The sequence below is a fragment of the Streptomyces sp. NBC_00287 genome, from assembly GCF_036173105.1.
Classification (GTDB): Bacteria; Actinomycetota; Actinomycetes; order Streptomycetales; family Streptomycetaceae; genus Streptomyces.
The window spans coordinates 8878625-8904828 of sequence record NZ_CP108053.1 but is presented as its reverse complement, the minus strand read 5'-3'; the positions used below and the strand labels follow the sequence as shown (position 1 = coordinate 8904828).

The 26204-nt window shown below is 71.6% G+C and carries 21 protein-coding genes; 8 read left to right on the top strand and 13 right to left on the bottom strand.

Annotation, left to right across the window (positions count from 1 at the left end):
- Nucleotides 1–251: 251 nt before the first annotated feature.
- Nucleotides 252–1373 (bottom strand): ROK family transcriptional regulator, encoded by a 1122-nt coding sequence (locus OHT76_RS40415; RefSeq protein ID WP_328875854.1) that lies wholly within the window; start codon nt 1371–1373, stop codon nt 252–254.
- A 269-nt stretch (nt 1374–1642) separates the two neighbouring features.
- On the opposite strand from OHT76_RS40415, the gene OHT76_RS40410 reads away from it, so the two are divergent.
- From OHT76_RS40410 to OHT76_RS40390, 5 genes are all read left to right on the top strand, one after another.
- On the top strand, nt 1643–2551 hold the full coding sequence (locus tag OHT76_RS40410) for an N-acetylglucosamine kinase (protein WP_328875853.1): 909 nt from the start codon (nt 1643–1645) through the stop codon (nt 2549–2551).
- Between the two features lie 193 nt (nt 2552–2744).
- Nucleotides 2745–4682 (top strand): phosphatase PAP2 family protein, encoded by a 1938-nt coding sequence (locus OHT76_RS40405; protein ID WP_328875852.1) that lies wholly within the window; start codon nt 2745–2747, stop codon nt 4680–4682.
- A gap of 95 nt (nt 4683–4777) precedes the next feature.
- Nucleotides 4778–6442: a phospholipid carrier-dependent glycosyltransferase gene (locus OHT76_RS40400; RefSeq protein ID WP_328875851.1), complete on the top strand. Its 1665-nt coding sequence runs from the start codon at nt 4778–4780 to the stop codon at nt 6440–6442.
- Nucleotides 6443–6584: 142 nt separating this feature from the next.
- Nucleotides 6585–7502 (top strand): MurR/RpiR family transcriptional regulator, encoded by a 918-nt coding sequence (locus tag OHT76_RS40395; RefSeq protein WP_328875850.1) that lies wholly within the window; start codon nt 6585–6587, stop codon nt 7500–7502.
- A 376-nt stretch (nt 7503–7878) separates the two neighbouring features.
- Complete coding sequence (locus OHT76_RS40390) at nt 7879–8244, top strand: hypothetical protein (RefSeq protein WP_328875849.1); 366 nt, start codon at nt 7879–7881, stop codon at nt 8242–8244.
- 245 nt (nt 8245–8489) lie between these two features.
- Here the strand turns inward: OHT76_RS40390 and OHT76_RS40385 are convergent, their stop codons facing one another.
- Nucleotides 8490–9107, bottom strand: coding sequence for a peptidoglycan-binding domain-containing protein (locus tag OHT76_RS40385; RefSeq protein WP_328875848.1), 618 nt, complete (start codon nt 9105–9107; stop codon nt 8490–8492).
- A gap of 166 nt (nt 9108–9273) precedes the next feature.
- Between OHT76_RS40385 and OHT76_RS40380 the strand changes: the two genes are divergently transcribed.
- Nucleotides 9274–11697: a polysaccharide lyase 8 family protein gene (locus tag OHT76_RS40380; protein ID WP_328875847.1), complete on the top strand. Its 2424-nt coding sequence runs from the start codon at nt 9274–9276 to the stop codon at nt 11695–11697.
- Here OHT76_RS40380 and OHT76_RS40375 read toward each other — a convergent pair.
- The 9 genes from OHT76_RS40375 to OHT76_RS40335 all read right to left on the bottom strand — a co-directional run bounded on the left by OHT76_RS40375 (nt 11684) and on the right by OHT76_RS40335 (nt 22736).
- Nucleotides 11684–12514 (bottom strand): hypothetical protein, encoded by an 831-nt coding sequence (locus OHT76_RS40375; RefSeq protein WP_328875846.1) that lies wholly within the window; start codon nt 12512–12514, stop codon nt 11684–11686. The two genes, OHT76_RS40380 and OHT76_RS40375, sit on opposite strands and share 14 nt — an antisense overlap.
- Nucleotides 12515–12588: 74 nt before the next feature.
- Nucleotides 12589–14049, bottom strand: coding sequence for an HAD-IA family hydrolase (locus OHT76_RS40370; RefSeq protein ID WP_328875845.1), 1461 nt, complete (start codon nt 14047–14049; stop codon nt 12589–12591).
- 25 nt (nt 14050–14074) lie between these two features.
- Nucleotides 14075–15112, bottom strand: a complete 1038-nt coding sequence (locus OHT76_RS40365; protein ID WP_328875844.1) for a hydroxyacid dehydrogenase — start codon at nt 15110–15112, stop codon at nt 14075–14077.
- Nucleotides 15113–15114: 2 nt separating this feature from the next.
- Nucleotides 15115–16035, bottom strand: a complete 921-nt coding sequence (locus OHT76_RS40360; protein WP_328875843.1) for a carbohydrate ABC transporter permease — start codon at nt 16033–16035, stop codon at nt 15115–15117.
- On the bottom strand, nt 16032–17000 hold the full coding sequence (locus OHT76_RS40355) for a carbohydrate ABC transporter permease (RefSeq protein WP_328875842.1): 969 nt from the start codon (nt 16998–17000) through the stop codon (nt 16032–16034). The genes OHT76_RS40360 and OHT76_RS40355 overlap by 4 nt, the downstream gene beginning before the upstream one ends.
- 417 nt (nt 17001–17417) lie before the next feature.
- Entirely contained in the window at nt 17418–18725 is a 1308-nt protein-coding gene (locus OHT76_RS40350; RefSeq protein ID WP_328875841.1) for an ABC transporter substrate-binding protein, read from the bottom strand.
- Nucleotides 18726–18849: 124 nt separating this feature from the next.
- Nucleotides 18850–19941, bottom strand: a complete 1092-nt coding sequence (locus OHT76_RS40345) for a substrate-binding domain-containing protein (RefSeq protein ID WP_328875840.1) — start codon at nt 19939–19941, stop codon at nt 18850–18852.
- A gap of 101 nt (nt 19942–20042) precedes the next feature.
- Nucleotides 20043–21497: an FAD-dependent oxidoreductase gene (locus OHT76_RS40340; RefSeq protein ID WP_328875839.1), complete on the bottom strand. Its 1455-nt coding sequence runs from the start codon at nt 21495–21497 to the stop codon at nt 20043–20045.
- 42 nt (nt 21498–21539) lie between these two features.
- On the bottom strand, nt 21540–22736 hold the full coding sequence (locus OHT76_RS40335) for a polysaccharide pyruvyl transferase family protein (RefSeq protein WP_328875838.1): 1197 nt from the start codon (nt 22734–22736) through the stop codon (nt 21540–21542).
- A gap of 241 nt (nt 22737–22977) precedes the next feature.
- Here OHT76_RS40335 and OHT76_RS40330 point away from each other — a divergent pair, with 241 nt between their 5' ends.
- Nucleotides 22978–23541, top strand: a complete 564-nt coding sequence (locus OHT76_RS40330) for a hemerythrin domain-containing protein (protein ID WP_328875837.1) — start codon at nt 22978–22980, stop codon at nt 23539–23541.
- A gap of 47 nt (nt 23542–23588) precedes the next feature.
- Here the strand turns inward: OHT76_RS40330 and OHT76_RS40325 are convergent, their stop codons facing one another.
- Nucleotides 23589–24500 carry a LysR family transcriptional regulator gene (locus tag OHT76_RS40325; protein WP_328875836.1) on the bottom strand — a complete coding sequence of 304 codons (912 nt, stop codon included), beginning with the start codon at nt 24498–24500 and terminating at the stop codon, nt 23589–23591.
- Nucleotides 24501–24571: 71 nt separating this feature from the next.
- Here OHT76_RS40325 and OHT76_RS40320 point away from each other — a divergent pair, with 71 nt between their 5' ends.
- On the top strand, nt 24572–25450 hold the full coding sequence (locus OHT76_RS40320; protein ID WP_328875835.1) for an SDR family NAD(P)-dependent oxidoreductase: 879 nt from the start codon (nt 24572–24574) through the stop codon (nt 25448–25450).
- On the opposite strand, the gene OHT76_RS40315 is transcribed toward OHT76_RS40320, so the two are convergent.
- Complete coding sequence (locus tag OHT76_RS40315) at nt 25440–26048, bottom strand: DUF6629 family protein (protein WP_328876739.1); 609 nt, start codon at nt 26046–26048, stop codon at nt 25440–25442. The genes OHT76_RS40320 and OHT76_RS40315 overlap by 11 nt on opposite strands.
- Between the last annotated feature and the right edge of the window lie 156 nt (nt 26049–26204).

Sequence of the window (26204 nt, the reverse complement as noted above, 5' to 3'; positions counted from 1 at the left end):
GTGACGGATCGCCCGCCGGCCGATGCGGCTCGGGATCCCTTGTGGATGGCACCTTCCGGCTGCCGCGACCTCGCCCGGTCGCGCGGCCCTGGCGGGCGGGGGTCCACGGCCGTCGTCCCTGCCGTGTCCGGACGAGCACGCCCTCGTCCGGCTCGCCGTACGTTCCGTACGGCTCGGTGCCCCGCCCTGAACCGGGTCCCGCCGATTCAGAAAGCGCTTGTCCGGACATTGGCAGAAGCGGCAGGAGTCCGTCAATGCCTGCCCGGGCCCCCGCCGGTCACGGTTTGGATTCCGCGGGCCACCGCGAGCCGGGTGGCCCCGACGACGGTTCCGCTGTCGCCGAGGGCGCTGCTCACGACGTCGGTCGGCCAGCTCAGCGCGGCGAGCTCGGCCCGCACCCCGGACAGCAGCTGGGGGTGCGCGCCGACCGCACCGCCGAGCACGATCAGGCCCGGATCCAGCACGGCGGCCACGGCGGCGGCGAGCCTGCCGATGTCGGCGGCGTGCCCGGCGACCACGGCCTGTGCCGTGCCGTGGCCCTGGTCGGCGAGGGCGAAGAGGCGCTCGGCGGTCCGGGGGCAGGGCCCGTCGTCGTCCCGCCAGGCTGCCGCCGTACGACGCATCAGGGACCGCACGCCGATGTGTTCCTCCAGGGCTTCGCGGCGCGGTTCGCGGCCCTGGTCCCAGGGGTAGGGCAGACGGGCCACCTCGCCGGCCGCGCCGCTGGCGCCGCGCAGCACCCGGCCGCCGATGACGATGCCGAGGCCGATACCGACGCCGATCCGCAGATAGCCGAAGGTGTCGCGGCCGAGCGCGGCGCCCTCGTGCAGTTCGGCGAGCGCCGCGCAGTTGACGTTGTTCTCCAGGTGCACGGGGACGCCCTGGGGCAGGGCGACGGCCATGGCGTCGTAGACGGGGCCCGCCTTGGCGGTCGCGGGCCGCATGCCGGTGCCGTCCCGGTCGCGGGTGGTGACATCGCCGACGGCGACGACGACGGCGCGCAGCGGGGCGTCGGCGGGCAGCGCGGCAAGGGCCGTACGGACGGTGTCGGCGGCCTCGGCGCGGGGGCCGTCGCCCTCGGCGAGCGGGGTGCCGTCGAGGGCGCAGCCGCGGACCCGGGTCCGGTCGGGGCCGAGGTCCACGGCGAGGACGGCGCCGGCGGCCGGGCCGAGCCGGTAGACGGCGGCGGAGCGGCCGGTGGCGCCGGACGCGGTGCCGGAGTGGGCCGCGAGGCCGACGGCCTCCAACTCGGCGACGGCGGAGGACACGGTCGGTTTCGACAGGCCCGCGTCCGCCGCGAGCCGGGGCCGGGTGGCGGCGCTCGCCCCGGCCAGCACGGCGAACACCGCACGCGCGCTCTCGCTCAGGTCCATGGTCTCCCCAGGTCGTGCGGTGGCCGTCCGGTGTGGATCCGTCCGGCCGCAAGGATCGTTCGGCGTCGGGTGATCGGGCAATCAGCGCCGGGATTTCCGCGCCTCTTGACGCACCCTACTTCGTTAGTTAACTTCCTAACGAACTCCGGCGGTACTCGCCTGCCGCACTCCTCAGAAGCCTGTCCCGAGGCTTCCCGACCGACATCCCCTTCCTGTCCAGGCGCGGTTCGCCCGCCGTCGCAGATGACTGCAACGACGAAAGAGAATCCGTGCAGGACGCTTCTCCTCTGTCCCCGCTCGTGGTCGGCATCGACGTGGGCGGCACCAAGACGCATCTGCGCGCCGTCGCGGGCGCGGAGCCGGTCGCCGACCGCGTCCGCAGCAGCAGCGGCTGGCGGCCGCACGATCCCGTGGCCGCCGCCGGCTGGCTCGCCGCACTGGTCGCCGAGGCACTGCCGAGCGGCAGACGCCCGGCCGCCGTGGCGGTCGGCGGACACGCCTGCGAGACCCCGCGCCAGTGCGCCCAGATCCGTACCGCTCTGCAACTCCACTTCGACGCGCCCGCGCTGGTCGTGGGCGACGCCGAACTGCTCGTCCCCGCCGCGGGCCTGGACAAGGGCGTCGGTCTCGTGGCCGGCACCGGTTCCGTCGCGGCCGGGCGACTTGCCGACGGCACGCCGCTCCAGGTCGGCGGCTGGGGCGCGGTCCTCGGCGACGAGGGCGGCTCGGCCGGTCTGGTCCGTGAGGCCGTACGGGCCGTGTGGGCGGCGCACGACCGGGGCGATACGCCCGATGCGCTGGCCGAGGGGCTCGTCGCCGCGTTCGAGGTCGCCGAAGTGCCCGCGCTGGGGGCCGCTTTGGAGTCCGCCAAGGACGTCTCCGCCGAGTGGGGCAGTCACGCTTCCGTGGTGTTCGCGGCGGCCGAGGCGGGTTCCTCGCTCGCCCGTGCCGTGGTCGCCGAGGGCGGCCGGTCGCTGGCCGGACTCGTCGGGCGGCTCGCCTCGCGCGGAGTCGAAGTGGACGACGTGGTCGTCGCGGGCGGCACGATCCTCGCCCAGCCCGCGCTGTACGACGCCTTCGTGTCCGCGCTCGCAGAAAGCGCGCCGCACGCCCGGCCCAAGCCGCTCGCAGTACCGCCGGTCACAGGGGCGATAGCGCTTTCTAGTTCACTTCTCTGACATGCGCCGGTCGCCGAGTGCTCCCGCGACCGACACAACTCGCCCGTAGATCTTCGCTCGTACGACTCGATCCTCTCTGCGCACGGACCGTCCGCCTTCCGTACAGACGGTCATCAGGCGCGCACAACAGTCGAGTCGCTCACTTCGATCCCCTCCCGGCCGCAGGGCCGAAGAGCACCAGAGAGGCAGTCGCATGCCGTCTACCGCCGGGCACCGATCCCCCGCACCGGTCAGTGAAACCGCCCTGAACAGAAGGGGTTTCCTCAGGACGTCCCTGGGTGCCTCGGCGGGCGTGCTGGCCGCGCCCACGTTCGTGACCTGGCTGGCCGCCGCGGACGCCAAGGCCGCCGCCGGTGCCGCCGCGTTCGTCGACGACTACCGCACGAACATCGTCGCGAACCTCACGCCCGAGACCAACGCGGTGGTCCGGATCCTCGGCGGCTTCGCCGAGGTGTGGAAGACCGGCGACGCCTGGAACACCGGCACCCCGCTCATGGCCGAGGTGCTGCGCGCCAATGTGCGTCACTGCGTGCGCGTCACGACCACGCGGACGGCGGAGCAGGCGAAGCAGGCTTTCATCGTCGACCGCCAGCACCAGAGCTACGCGATGATCGCGGGCCTCGGACCGCTCGCCGACCTGTACCGGGCGGGCGCCAAGGCGGTCACCTCGATCACCAGCGCTCCCGACGGCACGCCGGCCACCACCATCAGCGACGCGGTGCCCGCCGGCGCCCCGGCCGGATCGGCGCTCGGCGCGGGCTCGCAGAGCTCGGAGCTCGGCAAGGTGGCCCAGCTGGTCGACACCGTGCGCGGCCCGTTCGCCTCCGGGAACCCGGCCAAGTTCGCCTACCAGTACCCGCGTCCGTGGCGCATGAACGAGGACAGCGAGGTCGTCGACACCGGACAGAAGGACGCGCTCGGCTACCCGGTGTACGACTCCGAGGTCGTCGTCGCCCCGCAGCTGCTGCGCCAGCGCAGCACCAACCCGGCCGAGGACGGCGGCTTCCCCAGCGGCCACACCAACGCCCTGCACCTGGCCTCGCTGGCCTTCGCGTACGCGATACCCGAGCGCTTCCAGGAGCTCGTCACGCACGCCTTCGCCCTCGCCGACACCCGCATCGTGGCCGGTATGCACTCCCCCGTCGACGTCATCGGCGGCCGGGTGATGGCCACGGCGCTGGCGGCGGCCGCCCTGGCCGACCCCGCGAACGCCGAACTGAAGTCCGCGGCCCGCGCCCAGGCCCTGGCGTACTTCCAGGCGCACACCGGCGCTTCGGCCGACGAGCTGTACGCCTACGCGCACACGGCCGAGCCCGACACCGACCCGTACGCCGACCGGGACGCCAACGCCCGCTCCGTGCGCCCCCGTCTGACGTACATCCTCGACCGACGCGGCCGCGACCTGCCGCTGACCGTGCCGAAGGGCGCGGAGGTGCTGCTGGAGACGCGGCTGCCCTACCTGGACGCGGAGCAGCGGCGCGCGGTGCTGGCCGGCACCGCGCTGCCCTCCGGGTACGTCCTGCTGGACGGCTTCGAGCAGTGGGGGCGGCTGAACCTGTTCGCCGCGGCGGACGGATACGGCGCCTTCGACACCGATGTGACGGTCACGCTGGACGCGGCGGCGGGCGGCTTCCACGCGGCCGACAGCTGGCGCAACGACATCGTGGGCGAGGGCGGTCTGACCAAGCGGGGTACCGGAACGCTCACGCTGACCGGCAACAACCGCTACGACGGCGGGACCGTGGTGGAGGGCGGTGCGCTGATCGCCGGTTCGTCGCGGGCCCTGGGCCGCGGCGATGTGCGGGTGACGGGCGCCGGCACGCTGCGGGTGGCCACGACGACGCGGGTCGAGGGCGGTTACGTCCAGGACTCCGGCACGCTCGCGGTGACGCTGCGCGCGGGTCGTACGCCTGCCCTGTGGGTGAAGCGGCGCGCCCGGCTGGAGGAGGGCGCCACGCTCTCGCTGCACCTGGACACCGAGCGTCCGCCGACCGTGGGCAGCACGGTGCCGGTGCTGCATGCCGCGGCGCTGCGCGGCCAGTTCGACCGGATCGAGCTGAACTCCGACCGCCTGCGCGCCGTACCCGTCTACACGGCGGAAGGTCTGTCGGTACGACTCCTGAAGCGGTGACGCCCCCGGTGGCGGGAGCTGGTGCACAGTAGGCGCATGAGGCGCCGCAACACCCCTCCCGCCACCGAGCGGCCGGTCGCACCGCGGGGCGGATGATGGCACGCGAACTCCTGGACACCCGCCCCGTGGCCGTCGAGTCGCCGCAACCGCTTCGTCGGCCCTGGCTCGTGCCGCTCCTGGTGGTCGTGCTGCTCGCCCAGATGGCGGTGGCCATGGTGACAACTGCCGTACAGCAGACGCCGACCATCGACGAGCCCGTATACGTGGGTACGGCCGCCGTCTACCTCCACGAGCACAGCCTGCGCCTCAACCCGGAGCATCCCCCGCTGGGCAAGCTGGTCGTGGGCGCCGGGGTGGCGCTCGCCGATCCGCGTTACGACGCCTCCTTCGAGGGCGACCAGGGCCAGGTGGGGCGGCATCTGCTGTACGCGTCGGGCAACGATCCCTGGCGGCTGATGCTGTTCGCACGCCTTCCGGTGATCGTGCTGACGCTGCTGTTCGGGCTGGTGGTCTTCGCCTTCGCGCGCGAACTGGCCGGTCCGGCCGCCGCGTTGACCGCCATGGCCCTGTACTGCTTCTCCCCCGACCTCGTCGCGCACGGCTCGCTGGCCACGCTGGACGTACCCGCGGCGGGCTTCCTGCTGACCTCGGTGTGGCTGCTGTGGCGGGCGCGCCTGCGGCCACGGCTGTACCTGCCGCTCGCCGGGGCGGCGCTCGGGGGGGCGCTGGCCACGAAGATGAGCGCGCTGCCCGCGGTGCCGGTGCTGATGGGTCTTGCCGCGGTGTCGGTGTGGTGGGGGGCGTCGGGGCTGGGTCGGCGTGTGGCGTTCCGGCGAGCCGCGGCGGGCGCCGCCGTCGTGGCGCTGGTCGCGGTGGCCGTCGTATGGGCCACCTATCTGGTGGTCGATTCGCGGCTGCGCTGGGTGCCGGAGCAGGAAGTCCCTTCGGTGCACGGGCTGCGGGGCCTGGCCGTCGAGCTGTTGCCGTTCCCGGAGGCGTATCGGGACGGGATGCGGATCCAGTTCGCCTTCGAGGACCAGCCGTGGCAGGGATTCCTGTTCGGGCGGCTTTACACCGGCTCGCTCTGGTACTACCTCCCCGCCGCGCTGCTGGTGAAGACCCCGCTCGGGATGCTGGCCCTGTGGATCGCGGGTGCCGTGGCGGTCTTGGCGGTACGGCGGTTGCGGCCCGCGGCGCCGTATCTGCTCGTGCCCACGGCGGTGCTGCTGGCCGCGGCCATGCAGGGCTCGCGGGACTTCGGGACGCGGTACGCGGTGTTCGTGCCGATGTTCCTCGCGGTGGCGGCGGGCTGTGTGGCGGCGGTCGGAAGCTGCCGTACGCGGGTGCGCGCCGCGTTGGTGACGGCGGCGCTGGTGGCATTCGTGGCGGTCAGCTCGCTGCGGACGTTTCCCTACTATCTGCCGTACTCCAATGAGGCGTTCGGCGGTCCGGCGAAGACCCATCTGCGGCTGCACGACGCTGCGGTGGACTGGGGGCAGGATCTGGGCCGACTGGCGGACCGGCTGCGGGAGCAGTACGAGGGCGAACGGATCTGGCTCGTCTACAAGGGCAGCGGTGTGCCGTCCTTCTACGGCATCGAGGCCACCGACCCGCGTACGGTGCCGGCTCGGGAGGTGCGCGGACTGCTGGTCGTGTCGGACACCTCGGTCGCCAAGGCAACCGGGCGGCTGGCCGAGTTGATCGACAGTAGTCGTCCGATCGATACGGTCGGGCATTCGATCAGCATTTATCGCAGGTGAGCGTTGTGGTCATCCCTCAGATCCCGAGCGGCTCATCGCTCCGCAGGCGCTCCGCTGGTCCGTGATGCCCACTTTCAACCTCCTGGTCAGCACGGTGTGTGAGCTATGTTGAGGCACTGTGGAAGACAAAGGAGGCGCACCGGTGCCATCGCCGCAGCAGGCACGCGCACAGGCATCCGCGATCACCTCGGGGAAGACCGCTTCAGAGGCGGAGGCCTCCCCGACTTCCCAGCTCAGAGCGCTCTTCGACGGACCCCATCTGTCCCCGGGGCAGCGGCGCATCGCCCAGTACCTGATCGAGAACATCACCGAGGCCGCGTTCCTGTCGATCACCGATCTCGCCGAGCGGGTCGGGGTCAGCCAGCCCTCGGTCACCCGCTTCGCCGGCGCGGTCGGCTTCAGCGGTTACCCGGCGCTACGGGAGAAGCTCCAGTCGATCGCACTCGGCGCCCTGGCCGGGGGCGCGCCGGAGGAGAACAGCAGCAACGAACTCCAGGCGGCCGTCGACGCCGAGATCGACAACCTGGAGAACCTGCGGCGCGACTTCGGCAACCCCGACCAGGTGATCGAGGTCGGCCTCGAGCTGTCCCGCTCGACCCCGCTGACCATCCTGGGCCTGCGCATCTCGGCGTCTTTGGCCGAGTACGTCGCCTATGCGGCGCGCCGTATCCACCCCGATGTCCGGCTGGTGACTCGGGGCGGCAGCGTCGCCTACGACGCGCTGCTCCAGTCCCGCGAGGCGGGCGGCACGTGGGTGTTGGCGTTCTCGATGCCGCGGCATGCGCAGGAGACGCTCACGGCCGTGCGGGTGGCGCGCAGCGCCGGGCTCAAGGTCGCGCTCGTCACCGACCTGGCGCTCGGCCCGGTGGCCGACTCGGCGGACGTCGTCTTCGCCACCGGCACCGGATCCCGGTTGGTCTTCGACTCCTACGCCGCGCCCGGCGTGATGGCCGCGGCGCTGCTCCAGGCCATGACCGACGCCGACCCCGAGCGCACCCAGGCCCGTCTCGAGGAGTACGAGCAGATCTCCGACCAACACCAGTTCTTCCTCAGGGACTGACGCAGAGGCACTGACGCGAGCCGGGACCAGGAGCCTCCCCCGCCACCGTCGCCAAAACGGAGCACAGGGGCACCTTCCACCCCTTTTCGAGCATGAATGTTTTCATACGTCTTGCAAAGCGGACGGCATATATAAATACTTCTCCACGCCGCACCCGCCCGCAGCAGGCCGACGGTCCGCTCCGCGCACGTCACCCCATCCGCCGTGCGCAGGCCGTCAGCCCCGCGGGCTCCGCGACGGGCACCCTCAGCCGCCGTCTCCTACCCGCGTCGGCGCCCAGGGTGCTCGGCCGGGCGGCCCCGGTCATCCCCTAGGCCGGGGCCGCCCCGACCTCGTCGGACCACCCTCACGACGCCGCACACCGGAAGCGATCACCATGACCCTGATGACCACGCGGATCACGTCGGACTGGCCCTGCCAGGTCAAGACGCCCGGCACCTACGACTGGGAGCGCTCGGCTGCCAAGTGGCTGCGCGAACTGGTGCCGGCGCGCTACGCCAGCTACCCGGCACTGATCCGCCACCCCGTGCTGCTGGCCCGTCATGCGCAGCTCCAGGTCCAGCAGGAGATCCGGGTCGCCCGCACCGCGCTGCAGACCGCGCGGGCCGATCTCCCCGCGCTCGGCATGCCCGAGTCGGTCATCGAGCACACGATCAAGCTGTACGCGGCCGAGGTCATGCAGCTGCAGCACATCGCGCGCAGCGTACGGGCGGTCTCCCAGGCCCTGGCCGACCGACGCTGACACCTGTCGCGGTCAGTCGTCGTGACGGTGTCGCCAGTACCAGACGGCGCCCACGACGAGGGCCAGCAGGAAGACGACGGGCAGCACCAGGCCCGGGATGCGGTTCATCGGGTGGGCCTTCGGGTCGGATCGGGGCGGGCGCCGGGTGCGCGGGCCCCTCTGCCCATGCTGATGCCCGGTGACGGTCCGTCCGCGCCCTTTTCCGTACCCCTTGCCCGGCGTTCGAGAAGCCCGGCCGGGTCTGCTCAGCCGCCGGACGTCGCGGTCCGGGACTCCAGTGCGAGGCGGGTGTCGTCGCCGTAGACGCCGGTCTCGTCGCCGCGGATGCCGTACCAGAGCTGGAAGCGGGCCACGGCTTCCGTGAGGGTGGCGTCGTAGCTGCCGCTGGTGGAGCCGGGGTTGTAGACGTTCGGGACGCTCAGCAGGCGTTGCTGGAGCTCGGTGACCTCGGGGCCGCTGTCGCCTTCGCGGAGGGTCCCGGGGCCGTCGGGGTCGGGGGCGGCGGCCGAGACGGTGGGGGTTTGCGTTACCGCCGTTGGAGGGGCGGGCGCGGTGCTGTCGTCCTCATCGTGCGGCAGAACGAGGGCGCCGCCGAAGCCGATCAGGGCCGCGGCGGTCACGGCGGCCGCCAGGGTGACTCGGGGCAGCGGGCGGCCGGACCGTTGCCGACCGCCGGAGTCGGCGGGGACGGGTGGCAGCTCCTGGGTGTCCTCCTCGGAGCCGTGGGGCGCGGCAGGCAGGGAGACGGGCTCGTAGCCGCCGGAGTCCTCCTGGCCCGGCTCGCGGAACAGCTCGGCGAGGGCGTCGGTGCGGCGGGGGCGCAGGACTCGGGCCGGTTCCAGGGGTGGGCCGTTGTTCTCCACGGTTCGTTTCCTTCCGTCCCGTGCGCGGGGGCGAAATCACTCCGACGAGTGATACGGGACCGCCACCCCCGGGGTTCAGCCGCCGCCCTACCGCATAACGATCGATACGCTCAATTCAGCCAAGGTTATTGAGCGTTTGATCGACGGCATGCTAGAAAGCGCCGTCATGACGACTCGTTGGTCACGTCGCGGCTTTCTGGCCGCGAGCACCACTACCGCTCTCGCGTTCACCCTCTCCACTTCGGCCGGCGCAGCCGAGGAGGCCGACGAGTTCGCGACGCTGCGGGCCAAGTGGCGCACGCTGCTGCTCGGCGAGGGGTTCACCCCCACCGCCGAGCCCTTCAAGAGCCGGCTCGCGGAACTGGGCAGCACCGCGAGCCAGTTGCAGGCCGCCATGGCCCCGGCCTCCGGTTCACTGTGGCCGGACCTGGTGTACGCGGACCCCGAACCCGACACCGATCAGGAGTCGTACGGCTACTCGGGCAACCTGAACACCAGTTACAACCGGCTCAACACGCTCGCCCAGGCGTACTGCCAGCCCGGCACCGGCCTGACCGGCGACGCATCGCTCAAGACCACCATTCTGACCGGGCTCGATCACCTCTACTCCGAGGTGTACAACGAGAACCAGACCCGCTACGGCAACTGGTACAGCTGGCAGATCGGCGCCCCGCAGGCGCTGTTGGACGTGTGCGTGCTGATGTACGACTCGCTCCCCGCCGCGCAGCTCGCCGACTACTGCGCGGCGGTGGACCATTTCGTGCCCGACTCCGCGGTCACCAACTACACCGGGACCAGCACCGGGGCCAACCGCGTCGACCTGTGCCGGGTGCTGGCGCTGCGCGGCATCGTCGGGGGCAGCTCCGCCAAGGTGGCGCTCGCCCGGGACGCCCTCTCCCCCGTCTTCCCGTATGTCACCGGCGGGGACGGGCTGTACACCGACGGATCGTTCATCCAGCACACCACCGTGCCCTACACGGGCTCCTACGGCTCGGTGCTGCTCGGCGGACTCGGGATGCTGTTCGCACTGCTCAACGGATCGACCTGGGCTGTCACCGACACCAAGCGGCAGATCGTGTTCGACGCCGTGGAGAACGCGTGGGCGCCCTTCCTCTACAACGGACTCGTGATGGACGGCGTCTCCGGCCGGGCGATCAGCCGGGGTGTGTCCGCCTCCGACAGCAAGCAGATCCAGCAGAACGATCACCTGCGCGGTCATCCGATCCTCGCGTCGGTCGTTCTGCTCGGACAGGGCGCGAGCACGACCGAGAACGCTCGCTGGCGCGGCCTGGTGAAGGGCTGGCTCCAGCGCGACTACTACAGCCCGCCGATGAACAACCCGTCGATCGGACTGCCGCAGCTGGCCCGTCTCAAATCGGTCCTGGACGACACGACGATCACTTCGATCGCCGAGCCGACCGGGCATCGGCTGTTCACCAACATGGCCCGGGCCACCCACCGCAGACCCGGCTGGGCGGCCTCGCTCAGCATGGCGGACCGCAGGATCACGTACTACGAGACCGGCAACGGCGAGAACCTGCGCGGCTGGCACACCGGTTCCGGAATGCTCTACTGGTGGGGCGACACCTTCGGCAACGGTCAGTACAGCGACGCCTTCTGGCCCACCGTCGACCCCTACCGGCTGCCCGGCACCACCGCATCACGCAAGGTGCTCGCGGACGGGGCCGGCGGCGACTGGGGCGCCTCCCTGCCCGATGTGAACTGGGTGGGCGGCACCACGGACGGGCAACGGGCGGCGATCGGCCAGTACCTCAAGGGGCTTCAGTCCACGCTGCTGGCAAAGAAGTCATGGTTCTTCCTCGACGACACAGTGGTCTGCCTCGGCGCCGGTATCCGCTGCACCGACGGGACGGCCGTGGAGACCACCGTCGAGAACCGCAATCTCGGCCCCACCGGCAACACGTCCTTCACGGTGGACGGCACCACCAAGCCGCTCGCCTATCCCTGGTCGGAGACGCTCACCGGCGCCCAGTGGGCGCACATCGGCGGCCACGGCGGCTATGTGTTCCCCGGCGGGGCCACCGTCAAGGCGCTGCGCGAGGCGCGCGACGGACGCTGGAGCGATATCAACAAGGGCGGCTCCACGGCCGTACTGAACCGCAAGTACCTGACGATGTACGTCGACCACGGCACGAACCCGACCGCCGCCGGCTACGCCTATCTGCTGATGCCGGGCGCCACGGCGGCACAGACCCAGGCGCGGGCCGCCGCCACCGGCTGGCTGACCGTCCTCGCCAACACCAACGACCAGCAGGGCGTGGCAGTTCCCTCGCTCGGCTTCACCGGCGTCAACTTCTGGTTCGGCGGCACCGTCGGGAATCTCGTCGCGAGCAACCCGTGCTGCGTGATGATCAACGAGCGGAGTGACGGCACCGCGGTGATCTGCGTCAGCGATCCGATGCGGATGCAGACCAGCCTGACGCTCACCTGGAACCGCGCGGTCGCCTCGGTGACGTCCAAGCCGACCACCGTGACCTCGGCGACGACCGGGGCCTCTCTCCAGCTCACCTTCGGCGACCTGAGCGGGACCGCGGGCGCCAGTCAGCGGATCACGGTCAGGCTCGGCTGAACATCCCGTGCAGGGACGCCTTCACCGCCACGACGAAGGCGTCCCTCGACTCTTCGCTCAGCGCGTCCAGCGACAGATACGGGTTGAGGTCCTCCAACTCCACCAGCAGCAGCTCCCCGCCCGGGGCACGGCAGGCGTCGACGCGCTGGATGCCGTGGCCGATGGAGTTCCAGTCGATGAAGCGCCGCGCGAACTCCAGGTCGGCGCCGGTGGCGTCGTACGGCTGGAGCTGCCAGCGCCGCTCCGGGTCCGGCGCGTACAGGGCGTACTGGAAGTCGCGGTCGACGAAGTAGAAGGAGACCTCGTAGGAGAAGTCCACGCACGGCTGGACGAGGACGCCAACGTCGGCCAGCTCCCGGGCCCGCTCGGCGGAGACGATCTCCAGGCCTATCGAGTCCGCGCCGCGCTTGGGCTTGACGACGTACCGCTCGCTCACCGGCAGTCGGTGCAGGTCCTCGGGGCGGTCGACGGTCGGGATGACCGGGAAGCCCTCGGCGGTCAGGTCGAGCAGGTACTGCTTGCCCGCCATGTCGCCGCGCCCGGAAAGCTCGTTGTAGACGAGGGCCCCGGTGTCGGCCGCGCGCCCGCGAAACGCCTCGTAGGCCGCCGGGTACTCCAGCACCGGGCCGCTGTTGCGCACGACGACGGCGTCGAAGCCGTCCATCAGCTGGGCCGCCTCCCGCGGATGGCACAGCGCGAGGTCGAAGTCCTCGCGCAGCCGGGAGGTGAGGAAGATGTCCTCGTCGCAGTACCGGCGCCCGCGGGCCGGATAGGCCAGGTCGGTGATGTACAGCAGACGGCGGCGGGCGGACGGCATACGGGCTCCTCGGGGCGTACGGGAGGCGATCGTATGCACGCCCACGTGCACCGAACAAATGTCGGGTTACGGCGTCACAGTCCTGCCGCCCACAGCTCCCGCCTGCCGATTCCCGCGAGGCCTCGGCGGACCGTGCGCCGGGGTCCCGGCTCGATCGGCGTGAACGAGGGGACGGCGAGGACGCGGCAGCCGGCGGCCTCGGCGGCGGTGAGGCCCGTGGGCGAGTCCTCCACGGCGAGGCAGGCGGCGGGGTCGACGCCGAGGGTGCGGGCGGCGGCGAGGTAGGGGTCGGCGGCGGGCTTGGTGCGGGGTGTCTCGCCCTCGGCGACCGTGGTGCGGAACCGGTCGGCGCCGAGCGTCTTGAGGACCGCGTCCACGACCGGGCGTGAGGACGCCGAGACCAGGGCTGCGGGGATGCCCAACTCCTGGAGCAGGTTAAGGAGTTCGAGAGCGCCGGGAAGGGGGGTGGCCTCGCGCTGGACGGCTGCGAGGAAGCGGGCTTCCAGGTCCGCCGCCAGGGTCCGCGGGTCCTCGGCGTGCAGGAGGGCCGCGGTGTCGGCGGCCGTGCGGCCGAGGGCCTGGAACAGGTCGTCCGGCTCGATGCCCGGCGCGGCCTCGCGGACCGTGCGCAGCCACAGCGACTCGGTGTCGACGAGCGTGCCGTCCATGTCCAGGAGCACGGCGTGCGGGGCGGCCGCGAAGGGCACCCCGTCGAGCGTCCAGTGCCGGTCGGGGTGGCGGCCGAGCGCGGCGAACACCTGGGCGGCGACGTCGGCATGGCGCAGGGTGCGGGTCGGCGCGCCGATGCCGGGGCCCGCGGCGGCGAGCCACGCCGTGCGCTCCACGGTCGTACGGCCGCCGTGGCCGCCCGCGTCGACATGGCCGTGGTCGGTGACGACCAGGACGGTCCAGCGTTCGTCGGCGTACGACGGCCTGGAGCGGACCGCGTACAACAGGCGGCCGAGGCGGGTGTCGGCTTGGCGGATCGCGGCCTCGTAGGCCTCGCCGCAGCCCAGGATGTGCGCGGTCTCGTCGGGTGCCCCGAGGTAGACGAAGGAGGCGGCCGTGTCGTCGCGGGCGTCGGCGAGGACGCGTACCGCCGCGTCGGTGATCTGTTCGTCGCAGTGCTCCCAGGCCTCGGGGGTGTCGGCGGTCGGTGCAATGTGGACGGACCGGGAGGGGGCGGCGAACAGGGGGCCGCCGGCGCGGGATTGCAGCAGGGGCTGCCAGCCGGCGGCGACGAAGGTGCGCAGTCCGTCCTGGACGGCGAGCCGGGTCGTGAAGTCGGGGAAGACGTCGAGGCGGTGGCCGGTGAAGTCGTTGCTCCACACGCCGTGCTGGGCGATCGTGACGCCGGTGACGACGGTCGCCCAGCACGGGCCCGACATGGTGGGCGTGTCCGCGTCCACCTCGATCTCGGTGAGGAAGCCCTCTGCGGCCAGCGCGTCGAGGTGCGGGGTGGACAGCCGGTTCAGGGTGTCGAGGCGTACGCCGTCGATGCCTACGACCAGGACGCGGTGGGCGGCGTCGGGCATGAAGATCCTTTCCTGCGACGGGTGTTCAGGCCGAACGGATCAGCTCGTCCGGGGCTACCTCGTACGCCAGCGGCAGGCCCTGGGCGTAGCGGGCGACCTCGTCGACGGCCCAGTCGGTCATCCGGCCGAGTTCATTGCCGAGGGAGCCGGCGATGTGCGGGGTGAGCAGCACGTTGGGCAGCGTGTACAGCGGTGAGTCGGCCGGGGGTACGTCCGGTTCGGTGACGTCGAGGACGGCGTGCAGGCGGCCGGTGACCAGGTGTGCGGTGAGCGCGTCGGTGTCGACGAGGTTGCCGCGGGCGGTGTTGACGAGGGTGGCGCCGTCCTTGAGGAGGGCGAGGCGGCGGGCGTCGAACATGTGGTGGGTCTCGGGGAGTTGGGGTGCGTGGATCGACACCACGTCGCCGCGCCGGGCCAGTTCGTCCAGGCCGACGGGTTCGACGCCGAGGGCGCGGGCCTCGTGGGCGTCGATGTAGGGGTCGTAGAGCAGGACGTCGAGGTCGAAGGGGCGCAGCAGGTCGATGACGCGGCGGCCGATGCGGGAGGCGCCGACGATGCCGACGGTGCGGTGGTAGTTGCCGTGGCCGCGGTAGTACGGCAGCAGGTCGGGGTGGGTGCGGGTGTCGGCGTAGACGCGGGCGATGTCGAGGACGCGTTTGCCGGCGAAGAGGATGGCGGCGAGGGTGAACTCGGCGACGGGCAGGGCGTTGGCGGCGGCGGCGGAGGAGACGGTGATGCCGCGGTGCCATACGGCGTCGGTGACATGGTGCTTGACGGAGCCCGCGGCGTGCACGACCGCGCGCAGCCGGGGCATCAGGCGCAGCGTGTCCTCGGTGAGCAGGGGGGCGCCCCAGTGGGTGAACAGGACTTCGGCGGCGGCGAGTTGACGTGGGTCGGCGGTGGTGAGGTCGGTGACCGTGGTGGTCGTGTCGACCTGGGCGACGGTGTGCAGGCGGTGCAGGGCGGGTTCGGCCAGGAGTTGGCGGTGGATCTCGGCGCCCATGGCCAGAACGGTGTGCGGGCGGGGCGTGCTGTTCAGGGGGGTGCCTTCCGGTGCGGGCATCGTCACTTCACCGCGCCGGCGGTCAGCCCGGAGCGCCAGAAGCGCTGGAGGCAGACGAAGGCGACGATCAGCGGGACGACGGCGACGAGAGAGCCGGTGATGACGAGCGAATAGAACTCGGGCTGCTGCTGGGTGACGCTGTTCCACATGAACAGGCCGAGGTTGACCGGGTAGAGCTGTTCGTCGTTGAGCATCACCAGGGCGCCGAAGAAGTTGTTCCAGCTGGCGGTGAACGAGAACAGGAAGATGGTCATGAAGCCCGGCGCGAGCATGGGCAGTCCGATGCGGGCGAAGGTGCGCAGTTCGCCGGCGCCGTCGACGCGGGCGGCCTCCAGGACCTCGCCGGGGACATAGCCCTCGGAGAAGACGCGGGCGAGGTAGACGCCGAAGGGGTTGACCAGGGCGGGCAGCAGCAGCGCCCAGTAGGTGTTGACCACGCCGGCCTTGGTGGCCAGCAGGTACATCGGCAGCTGGATGACCGTGGTGGGGACGAGGACGCCGGCCAGGACCAGGCCGAACAGCTTCTCCTTGCCGCGGAATTCGTATTTGTCGAAGGCGTAGCCGGTGGCGACGCAGATGAAGGTGGAGACGGCGGAGCCGACGACGGAGTAGAGGATGCTGTTGCCGAACCAGCGCAGATAGATGCCGTCGTTGAAGGTGAAGACGCGTTCGAGGTTGGTGAACAGGTTGAAGTCGCCGAAGGCGAAGCCGGAGGTGGCGAACAGGTCGCGGTGGTTCTTGGTGGCGGCGAAGAGCAGCCAGCTGATGGGCATCAGGGTGTAGAACGCGGCGACGATCAGCAGTCCGTTGACGACGCCCTTGGAGAGCAGGGCGCCGGCGGGGCGTCTGCGGGCGGCCGTGGGGCGTTCGGTGGCGGCCGGGGTCTTGGCGGTGGGTGCGGTGTCCTGGGTGAGAGTGCTCATTGCGCGGCCTTCCACCGGTTGCCGATCCGGGTGACGAGGTAGGAGAGGGCGACGCCGAGGGCGGCGAGGAGCAGGGACGCGGCGGCGGCCAGGCCGTAGTCGTGCTGCACGAACCCGGCCTTCCAGATGTAGAGGGTCGGGGACCACTCGGTGTCGATGGAGGGGGCTCCGCGCTGGTTGAGGAGCTTGGGTTCGGTGAAGATCTGGATCGCGCCGACGCAGGTGAACAGAACGGTCATGACGACCGCGGAAGCGATCATCGGCACCTTGATCTGGAGGGCGGTGCGCAGGGCGCCGGCTCCGTCCACGACGGCCGCTTCGATCACTTCGCGCGGAACGGCCTGCAGGGCGGCGTAGAAGATGACCATGTTGTAGCCGGTCCACTGCCAGGCGGTCAGATTGACCAGGGACGTGAGCACATGGTCGTTGCGGTAGAAGTCCCATGAGCCGCCGAACGCGCCGATCCAGTCGAGCACCGGGCTCAGACCGGGTGTGTACAGGTAGATCCAGATGATCGAAGCGATCAGTCCGGGGATCGCATGCGGCAGGAACAGCGCGAGTTGGAAGAACCGCTTGGCGCGGGCCAGCGCGGAGTCCACCAGCAGGGCCAGGGCGAGCGAGCCGCCGATCATCACCGGGATGTACAGGGCGCAGTAGAGCGCGATGTGTCCGAAGGAGGCCCGGAAGCCGGAGTCGGACAGGGCCTTGGTGTAGTTGCCCAGGCCCGCGAACACCCGCTCGGTGCCGCCGAATCCGAGCCCGGAGGAACGCTCCTGGAACAGGCTCATCCACACCGCGTAGGCGATGGGCGCCGCCATCACCACGGCGAACAGCACGAAGAACGGAACGATGAACAGGGCGGCGGCGCGACGCTGGCTGCGCCGCAGCTTCGAGGCGGCGGGCGGCCGGGGCGCGGGTGCGCGTTCGGCCACGGGGCGCACGGCTGGGGCGGAGGGTGCTGCCACAGGGGCTCCTTGGCGGGGGGGGTTGGGCGGCGGGGGGAGGCGGGCGAGGGTGCGGGCGAGGTGTGGGCGAGGTGTGGACGGCTGATGCGGGGCGGCCACGGGCGGCTGGCGCTGGATAGTGGCGAGCCGTGGAGGCGTATGCGGGTCGGCCGCAGGTGGCGGGGTGGGCGGGCGGTGTGGTGCGGCGGGTGGGGCGAGATCGGGGCCGCTGAACGCCGGCTCCGACGAGCCCGCCCCGGTTCGCCGGGGATGTCGAGCACAAGGCCCTCAGGCGAGGCGGGCACCGGGCCGCCAGGCGGGACGAGCGCACGGCGCCTTCGGTGCGGCGAGCAGATCGCCCCGAGCGACAGCGGGCGCGGGTCCGCCGGGGCCGTTGAGGCGTCCCGGCGGTCCGGCCGCTGATCTGTCGCCCCGCGACTACTTCGCGAGCTTCAGGCCGCGCTCCGTGATGCCCGACTCGGCCTTCTGCTGCCCGGCCTTGACGCCCGCGGTGAAGTCGGACTTGGCGGTCTGGTCCTGGACGGCGGTGTAGACGTCCATCTGGTTCGGGCCCCAGGTCCAGCCGGGCACGATGGCCTCGGCCTGCTCGGAGGCGAGCCCGTAGAGGTCCTGGCCGTTCAGGTACGCGGTGTCGAACTTCGCCGCGGCCACCTCACGCATCTCGGGGTTGGCCGGCAGGGCACTGCTCGGCGACTCCAGGTCGGCGAGGCGGGCCTGGACACCGGCCTTGTTCGTGGTGAGCCAGGTGATGAACTCGGCGGCCGCCTCGGCGTTGTCGCTGCCCTTGAGGACGCCGTAGGAGGTGCCGCCGTAGTTGCCGGTGGCGGCGGTGCCCCAGTTCGGCATGGGGGCGACGGCCCACTTGCCGGCGAGGTCGGGCATGGCGGTCTTCATGCCGCCCGCGGACCAGGAGGCGCCGAGGAAGGAGAGGGTCTTGCCGGAGGTGCGGGCCTTGGTCTCCTCGGGGCTGTAGCCGGTGTACGACTGCACGAGGTCGTCCTCGATCAGGCCGTCCCAGTAGCCGGTGACCTTGTTGGTCGCGGCGTCGTCCACGGCGGGCTTCCAGGCGTCGCCCTCGACGGAGAACCACTTCGCGCCCGCCTGCCACGACAGGGCGGCCAGCAGGGCGGGGTCGTTCTTCGGCATGGAGGCGAGGCGGACACTCTTGTCCTGCTTCTTGACCTTCTCGGCGGCCGTCTTGAACTCGTCCCAGGTGGTGGGGACTTCGATGCCGAACTTCTTGAACAGGTCAGTGCGGTAGTAGTAGAGCTGCGGGGCCGCGTCGTAGGGAACGGTCCAGGTCTTGCCGCCGAAGGTCACCAGGTCCTGGACGGCCTGCGGGAACTTCGTCTTGACCGTTTCGCCTGCGTACTCGGTCAGATCGATCAAATTGCCCTGGCTGGCGAACTCGGGGACCATCTGGTACTCGATCGTGGCCACATCGGGCGCGTTGCCCGCCTTCACGGCGTTGGCGAGCTTGCTGTAGCCCTCGGTGCCGCTCGGTATCTCGGTGAGCTCGACCTTGATGTCCTTGTGCGTCTTGTTGAACGCCTCCACGGTCGACTTGGCCCCGAGTGTCCAGGTCCAGTAGGTGAGGGTGACCGGCTTGCCGCCGTCGGCGGTGTCGGTCGAGTCGCCGCCGCCGCAGGCGGTGGCGAGCAGGCCGAGGGCGGCGACAGCGGCAAGGGTGGCGGTGCTGCGGAACGAACGTGTAGTGCGCGTCATTGCACGTCTCCTACGAGACCTCGTACGGGAAGAGGCGGTCGCAGGACATCTTTTGTGCCCGGACGATCGACGTCAAGAGCGTTCGACCAAGACAATCAAAACGATCGCGCAACGAACGTAACGCTCACAGAGTGATCGCCGCACCGCCGCAGGACGAGCGGATCCTCAATACGGGCAGCAGATCGAGGTGTTGACCAGGGCCGGGCTGCTGTCCGCCGCGGCGCTCGGCGAGCCGCTGGAGCAGCAGCTTGGCGGCCAGTTCCCCCACCGAGCGCTTGGGCGGGGCGATCGCGGTGAGCGGGACGTCGGACATTCCGGCGACCTCGTCGTCGTAGGCGATGAGCGCCAGGTCGTCCGGCACCCGGACACCGGCGGCCTGGAGCCGTGGCACCAGCACGATCGCGTCCTCGTCGCTGTGCACCAGCGCCGCTGTCACGCCCCGTTTCTGCACGGCGTCGACGAGATGGTCGACGCTCGCCTCGTAGTCGCCGTGTTCGCGCACCGCGGGGGCGTCGATGTCGACGTCGAGCCCGAGCGCCTGCACCGCGGCCCGGAATCCGGCGGAGATCTGGACGGCGTGCGGGCCCTCCTGGAGCACGGCGGTGATCTTGCGGTGGCCGAGGGAGGCGAAGTGGCCGACGGCGACGGCGGCGCCGTGGGCGCGGTCGGTGCGGACCCGGTCCAGGACGGCGGCGGGGTTGCCGGGCGGCGCCGAGCGTTCCACCAGCAGGGCCGGCACATCGTGCTCCAGCAGCCACTTCTCCTGGCCGCCCTCCGGTACGCCCCCGAACCAGCTGGGCGCGACGAGCAGTCCCTGCGCGCCGCCGGCGATGAGGTGCTCGGCCTGGACGGAGTCCTCCGCGTCGACGTACCCGGACACACCGAGGACCAGCCGTCCGCCCTGGGCCGCGACGGCCTCCCGGGCACCGCGCACGATGTCGGCGAAGATGTAGTTCGTGGTCGGCACGATCATTCCGATCACCGCGCCCCCGGCGCCCTGCGGCCGCTCACGCGGCTCGACCGCCGTCTCCTCCGGCCACACCACGGCGCCGTGCAGCCGGTGCACCCGCCCCTGAGCGGCCAGCGCCTCCACGTCCCGCCTCAACGTCACCGCGGACACGCCGAGTTCGGCGGCGAGTTCGGCGACCCGGATACTGCGCCGTTCGCGGACGAGTTCGAGCACGCGCTCATGGCGCTGGTCGACATGGAGTCGCATGATTCCCCCAGGACAGTGGCGTGATCAGGAGCGCTTACTCTACGCCCCCAATCGTATCGATCGTTTGCGCTCAATACGATCGCCAGGGTCAGTAACGACTCCTAGTCCGACCCCGTCCGCACCGGTTCCCTCGGTTCCAGGCGCAGGTGCGCGCCCTGGCGGCGCAGTGTGCGCTGGACCAGGTGGTGGGGCACCTGACGTGGACTGCGGTCGAGCCGGACCGACAGGGCGGCGCAGACTCCGGCCGCCTGCCCGGTCGCCATCGCGATGGGCATCACGCGGTACGAGGAGTGGGCCACGTGCGATCCCGAGATGCACCGCCCGGCCACCAGCAGCCGCTCCGTGTCCCGGGGCAGCAGACAGCGCAGCGGAATGTCGTAGAAGCTGCCGCGCGGGACGCGTTTGAGGACGGTGCCGCTGCCCCGGGGGTTGTGGATGTCGACGGGGTAGGCGCCGTGCGCGACGGCGTCGGGGAAGGAGCGCGCCGCGAGGATGTCGTGGCCGGTCAGGTGGTAGTCGCCGAGGATGCGGCGGGTCTCCCGTACCCCGATCTGGACGCCGCTCTGCACCACGTAGGCGTCGTCGAAGCCGGGTACGTGGCGGCGCAGGAAGCGGTCGATCTGGGCCATCTGGCGGCGGGCGGTGAACTCGGCGCGGCTGAGGTCCCACACATCGGTGCCGAGCGCCCGGGTGACCCGGGTGCTGTTGACGCTGACCTCCCGGGGGTGCGGGGTGCCGAAGAACAGGATGTCCTCGCGCGGCAGCCGCAGTTCGCCTGTCTCGGTGGCCGCCCGGACGAGGTCCCACAGCCCGTGCACGCCCCGCCACTGGTCGGGATGTTCGCTGACGTACTCGGTGAACCGCGGCTGGAGGAAGTCGACGATGCGGAACATGAGCGTCATCGGCTGCACCAGACCGTCCTCCGGCCGGCCGATCTCGTACGGCGCCCCGCAGGCGGCGGCGATGTCGCCGTCCCCCGTGCCGTCGACGACGACGCCCGCGTCGATCACCACGGGGCCCGACTTGGTCTCGAAGACCACGCGCCAGCCGTCGTCGAGGGGCAGCGCGGTGGAGGCGAAGGAGTGGAACAGCATGCGGACGCCTACCTCGTCGAGCAGATCGAGGAGGACGAGTTTGTAGATCTCCGGGTCGAAGGGGACGGTGTAGCCGGTCTCGGGGGACGGCGGAACGCAGCCGCCTCGCTCGGTGAGCCGGTCCAGGAGCAGCCAGAGGAATCCCGCCACCACGGGGTCGCCCTCGCCGTGGTCGGTGGGCAGCAGCCGACCGCTGTGGCCCGCGCCGTCGAACACGGCCTGTTTGCGCTCGTTGTGGAACGACATCAGCGGCATGACCAGGGCCACGGTGGCGTTGCCGCCGAGGAAGCCGTAGCGCTCCACGAGCACGACGTCGGCACCGGCGTCGGCCGCCGCGTAGGCCGCGGCGGTGCCGGCCGGGCCGCCGCCGACGACCAGCACGTCCGTGCGCCCGCCGTGGCGGGCCGCACGCGGGGGCAGGGTGACGGTGCGGTCGGGGTCAGGTGCTTGCAGGATCGGCATCGCTTCTCCCGTCGGCTGCGTGTTGTGCCCCCGTCGGACCGCTCACGAGCCCGGCGTGAACAGGCTCAGGTCGGCGTGTTCCGCCCGCGCGCCGCCGTCGAGGGAGTCCAGCAGGTCCCCCAGGCGCACACAGGTCTCCCGGGCCCGCTCCTGCAGACCGCGCACTCGGGCCTTGAGGTCCTCCTGGCGCAGCGGGAACTCGTCCCAGAGCCGGTCCACCTCCGCGAGCAGCAGTCCGGCCTGTTCCCTGGCCACGCCGACCAGTGCGGGCGCTCCGGTACGGCGTGCGAAGTCGAAGACCTTGCCGGAGTACGGCAGCGGCAGCACGGGCAGTCCGTTGAGCGCGGCGAAGATCACGACGTGCAGGCGCATGCCCACGACGATGTCGAGGTGGCTCATGAAGCCGAGGATCTCGCCGGGGCTGTAGGAGTTGTGGAGGATGCGTCCGAGGTCCGGGGCGCTCATCCGGGAGAGCACGCCGTGGGCGTGCCGGACGTCCTGGCGTTCCATCGGGACGAAGACGACGTGCGCGTCCAGGCGGCGGGCCAGGAAGTCGGCGACGTCGGCGAGGAGGGCGTGGTAGTCGTCCTCGTCCAGTTTCTCGGCCGCCCGGCCGGGCTCCCGTACGGACATCCCGACCAGCCGGGAGTCCAGGGGGAGGCCTTCCTGTCGCATCATCTGCTCGGTGAAGGGCTCGGGCGGGAGCAGCAGCGCGGGGTCGGCGGTGACGGTGAGGTCGCGGTCGACTCCGACCTCCTCCAGGACCAGTCGGGACTCCTCGTCGCGTACGACGACCTCGGTCATCGCGGGCAGGACGGTGCGTACGGCCTCGCGGTCGTCGCTCTCGCGCAGCGGGCCCGCGCCGATGGCGTAGGCGAAGGTGGGCACGCCGCGTTCGTGTGCCGCCCGCACCAGCCGCAGATAGCGGCGCGCTTCTCCGTCGTACAGGATCCCGCCGCCGCCGAGGACCAGCAGGTCCAGGCCGGCCAGGGTGTCGAGCATGGGTTTTTGCGGGACGCCCTCCCAGTCCACGACCTCGTCGGCTGCCGGGTGATGGGTGCGGGTGTGGTCGGCGTTCCGGCTGAAGACGACGAGCCGGGCCTGCGGGCGGTGGGCGCGCAGGCAGCTCAGCACACACTTCAGGATCGCCTCGTCGCCGGTGTTGCACCCGCCGTAGGAGCCGAGCAGGCCGATCCGCAGGTCCGGCGCAGGAGATGGCGGGAACTGGTCGAGGGTCATCCGGAACTCCTTTGCGAAGGAGGTGCGGGACCGGGGGCGGAGTCGCCCGTAGGGACAGTATGGGCGCCGCCGCGCCGCCCGTCCTTTCCGCGGCGGAGGCCACCGTTCCGCGACGAGTACCCGTGTCGTGGAGACGATGTCCGGATGACGGTGGTGGCCTGTGTGGGTGCGCGTCGGGCGGGCACTCGGGTGGCCGCGGCGCGTCCGCCCGGGCCGCCGTCAGGGACTGGAGGTGAAGACCATGGGTCACGGTGGGAACGTGATCGAGGAACTGGTGACCGACCATCGCGAGGTGGAGGAGCTCTTCGGCAGGATCGAGGCGCTGCCGCCCGGGCACAAGGACCGCAAGTTGTACGCCGACCAGGCCACGATGGAGCTGGTGCGGCACTCCGTCGCCGAGGAGGCCTACCTGTACCCGGCGGTGCGCGAGCACTTGCCCGGTGGGGATGTGCTGGCGGACCGGGAGATCGACGATCACTCCAGGGCCGAGCGGACCATGAAGGACCTGGAGGGCTGCGATGTCGGCGATCCTGAATTCGACCGGCTCATCGGCATGTTGATGATCGAGGTCCGCTCGCACATCACCGACGAGGAGGCGAACCTCTTCCCGAAGCTGCGCGCGGCCTGTCCCGCCGCCGCTCTCGACGATCTCGGTGACAAGGTCCGGATGGCGAAGAAGACGGCGCCGACCCGCCCGCATCCCTCGGCCCCGGACACCCCGCCCGCCAACAAGCTGCTGGCCCCCGGCGTCGGCATGGTCGACCGGCTGAGGGACGCGCTGAGCGGGCGCGGAAAGCGGGACTGACCTCGGCGGAGTGCACTGACCTCGGCGGAGAACAGGGAAAGACTCACTCAGCCGTCGATCGCCGCGGCCCGCAGCGCTGCCGCCACCTGGGTCACCGGTTCGGCCGGCGGGCCGGGCAGCCGGGCCAGCAGCAGGCGCCGCTGTTCCCGGGGCCCGCCCCGGACGGGCAGGACCCGGACGCCGGGCGGCGCGGCGGTGGCGAAGGCGGCGGGCACGGTGGTCAGCCCGCAGCCCGCGGCGACGAGATGGAGCTTGGCGAGCCAGTCACGGGCGGTGTGGGCGATCTCGGGCCGCTCGTCCAGGCCCGGCCATACGCCCATCAGCCCGTCCTCTCCCGAGCGGGAGCCCGCGATCCAGCGCTGCCCGCGCAGATCGGCGACGTCGATGTAGTCGCCGCGGGCCAGCGGGTGGGTCGCGGGCAGCGCCAGGCGGAGCGCCCGCTCGGTGAGCGTCTCCAGGACCAGCGGGGGCGACTCGGTGTCCGGGGCACGGAAGGGCGGCGCCGACGCGAGCAGCGCCAGGTCGAGGCTGCCGGCCCGCAGGGCGCGTACCAGCGCCGGGGTCGTGCCCTCGCGGCTGACGACGTGCAGACCGGGGTGTGTGTCGCGCAGCGCGGTCAGGGCTCGGGGCAGCAGGAAGGACCCGGCGCTGGGGAACCAGCCCAGGCGGACCGTTCCCGCCTGCCCCGGCAGGCCGGACAGCTCCCGTGCCGTGGCGTCGATCTCGTCGAGCACGACCCTCGCGCGGCGCAGGACGATGCGTCCGGCCGCGGTGAGCCGTACTCCCTCGCGCCGCCGCTCCAACAGCTCGGCGCCCGCGGCCCGTTCGATCGCGGCGATCTGCCGGGACACCGCCGACTGGGTGTAGCCCAGCGTCGCGGCGGCCGCAGTGAAGGTGCCCTGTTCGGCGACGGCGCGCAGGACGCGCAGCGCGGTCAGCGAGACATCCGTGAAGTCCATGACGTTTACGCATACTAGATGTGCCGAAGTTTCGTTGGACGCATGGACGGGGCGTTTCTAGCGTGGCGTGCATGACCACTTCACGCATCGCCCTTGTCACGGGCGCCAATCAAGGTCTCGGCCGTGCCTTCGTCGAGGGACTGGCGGCCCGGATGGACCCGGACGACCTGGTCCTGCTCACGGGGCGCGACCACCGGCGCGTGACGGACGCCGCCCGCGCGGTCGCCGTACTGCCCGGCACGCGCGCGCGTGTCGAGGGCCGGGTCCTGGACGTCACCGACACCGACGCCATCGCCCGTCTCGCCGAGGACCTGCACGGTGGGGTCGACATCGTCCTGTCCAACGCCATAGCCCGGGTACTGCCCGAGGATTCCCAGGCCGCGCGCGCCGACGAGTTCATCGATGTCTCCAACACCGCCACCCACGCGATCCTGCGTTCCTTCGGCCCGGTCCTGCGCCCGGGCGGGCGCCTCCTCGTGGTGGCCAGCAGCCTGGGCACGCTCGGCCATCTCGACCCACGGCTGCACCCTCTGTTCGACGGGGTGAGCCTCGATCAGGTCGAGCGGGCCGTCGAGTCCTGGCGGAGCGCCGTGCACGCCGGGATCGCGCGGGAGGCGGGCTGGCCGCTGTGGCTGAACGTGCCCTCCAAGGTGGCCCAGGTCGCCGCCGTCCGCGCGATGGCCGCCGAGCGCCGCGAGCGCGACCTCGCCACCGGCACCCTCATCGCGGCCGTGTGCCCCGGCATGGTGGACACCGCCACCTCGCGCCCCTGGTTCAGCGACTACCGCCACGCCCAGTCACCGGCCGACGCCGCCGCGGCCGTACTCGACGTGATCCTCGCCGAGCACGTCGACCCGCGCCTGTACGGCGAGCTGTTCCGCTTCGGCAAGGTCGTGCCCTGGTACGACGGCACACCCCCGGTGGAGCAGGAGCGGCTGCTCACGCCCTAGCCGGCGCCTTGCGCACCCAGCCCAGCAGGACCACCGAGCACACGGCCGCGAAGGCGCACCACGTCGAGACGAACTCCATCCGCCACAGCGCCGCGCAGATCAGCGCGCCCACCGCCACCAGCACCCCGAGGCCGACCAGCCCTCGGTCGCCGGAGAGCAGGAGCGAGCCGATGGTGGCGATCAGGTATCCGGCGATCAGCAGCTCGGCGTGGTGCAGGTCCAGGACGTAGCCGACGGTGTGGCCGCGGATCTCGGCTCTGACCGGGCGCGTGGCGAGGGCGTAGGTGAGCGCCGCCGCGGTGGCGACTCCGGCGGCCAGGGGGACGAGGAGTCCGGGCCGGGGTGCGGCGGCCAGGACTGCCGCCGGTACCCACAGGGGCAGCAGGGGGAGGGCGATGACCGCCCAGACGACCGTGGCCGGGCCGGTGCCGCCGTCCCCCGCCCAGACCGCCGCCTCCACCATCTGATGGGCGCCCAGCAGCAACGGCAGTGCCGCCAGCGGCAGATCACGGACGCGGCGGGCCCGCGCCACACAGGCCACGCCCACGGCGGCTATGCCGACGCCCGCTATGAGGTCGGCCTCCGCACTCCAGCACATCGCTCCCCCGGGGTCGGACGGCAGGGGCTCCATTTTCTCCTGCCCACACGAAGGGCACTCAGTTCCCTTCAAGTGCAGCACTGAGTGCCATCGGGGGTGATCAGGTGCTACGTTCCCGACCATGAGCGCAGGCGAGAAGGCGCAGGCCGCACCCGC

Excerpts from the sequence above, each read along its gene's own strand:
- OHT76_RS40390 (WP_328875849.1), top strand. The coding sequence starts at position 7,879 with ATGACCCTGATGACCACGCGGATCACGTCGGACTGGCCCTGCCAGGTC.
- OHT76_RS40320 (WP_328875835.1), top strand. The coding sequence starts at position 24,572 with ATGACCACTTCACGCATCGCCCTTGTCACGGGCGCCAATCAAGGTCTC.
- OHT76_RS40380 (WP_328875847.1), top strand. The coding sequence starts at position 9,274 with ATGACGACTCGTTGGTCACGTCGCGGCTTTCTGGCCGCGAGCACCACT.
- OHT76_RS40315 (WP_328876739.1), bottom strand. The coding sequence starts at position 26,048 with ATGTGCTGGAGTGCGGAGGCCGACCTCATAGCGGGCGTCGGCATAGCC.
- OHT76_RS40350 (WP_328875841.1), bottom strand. The coding sequence starts at position 18,725 with ATGACGCGCACTACACGTTCGTTCCGCAGCACCGCCACCCTTGCCGCT.
- OHT76_RS40365 (WP_328875844.1), bottom strand. The coding sequence starts at position 15,112 with ATGCCCGCACCGGAAGGCACCCCCCTGAACAGCACGCCCCGCCCGCAC.
- OHT76_RS40345 (WP_328875840.1), bottom strand. The coding sequence starts at position 19,941 with ATGCGACTCCATGTCGACCAGCGCCATGAGCGCGTGCTCGAACTCGTC.
- OHT76_RS40335 (WP_328875838.1), bottom strand. The coding sequence starts at position 22,736 with ATGACCCTCGACCAGTTCCCGCCATCTCCTGCGCCGGACCTGCGGATC.
- OHT76_RS40405 (WP_328875852.1), top strand. The coding sequence starts at position 2,745 with ATGCCGTCTACCGCCGGGCACCGATCCCCCGCACCGGTCAGTGAAACC.
- OHT76_RS40340 (WP_328875839.1), bottom strand. The coding sequence starts at position 21,497 with ATGCCGATCCTGCAAGCACCTGACCCCGACCGCACCGTCACCCTGCCC.
- OHT76_RS40400 (WP_328875851.1), top strand. The coding sequence starts at position 4,778 with ATGGCACGCGAACTCCTGGACACCCGCCCCGTGGCCGTCGAGTCGCCG.
- OHT76_RS40360 (WP_328875843.1), bottom strand. The coding sequence starts at position 16,035 with ATGAGCACTCTCACCCAGGACACCGCACCCACCGCCAAGACCCCGGCC.
- OHT76_RS40375 (WP_328875846.1), bottom strand. The coding sequence starts at position 12,514 with ATGCCGTCCGCCCGCCGCCGTCTGCTGTACATCACCGACCTGGCCTAT.
- OHT76_RS40330 (WP_328875837.1), top strand. The coding sequence starts at position 22,978 with ATGGGTCACGGTGGGAACGTGATCGAGGAACTGGTGACCGACCATCGC.
- OHT76_RS40370 (WP_328875845.1), bottom strand. The coding sequence starts at position 14,049 with ATGCCCGACGCCGCCCACCGCGTCCTGGTCGTAGGCATCGACGGCGTA.
- OHT76_RS40415 (WP_328875854.1), bottom strand. The coding sequence starts at position 1,373 with ATGGACCTGAGCGAGAGCGCGCGTGCGGTGTTCGCCGTGCTGGCCGGG.
- OHT76_RS40325 (WP_328875836.1), bottom strand. The coding sequence starts at position 24,500 with ATGGACTTCACGGATGTCTCGCTGACCGCGCTGCGCGTCCTGCGCGCC.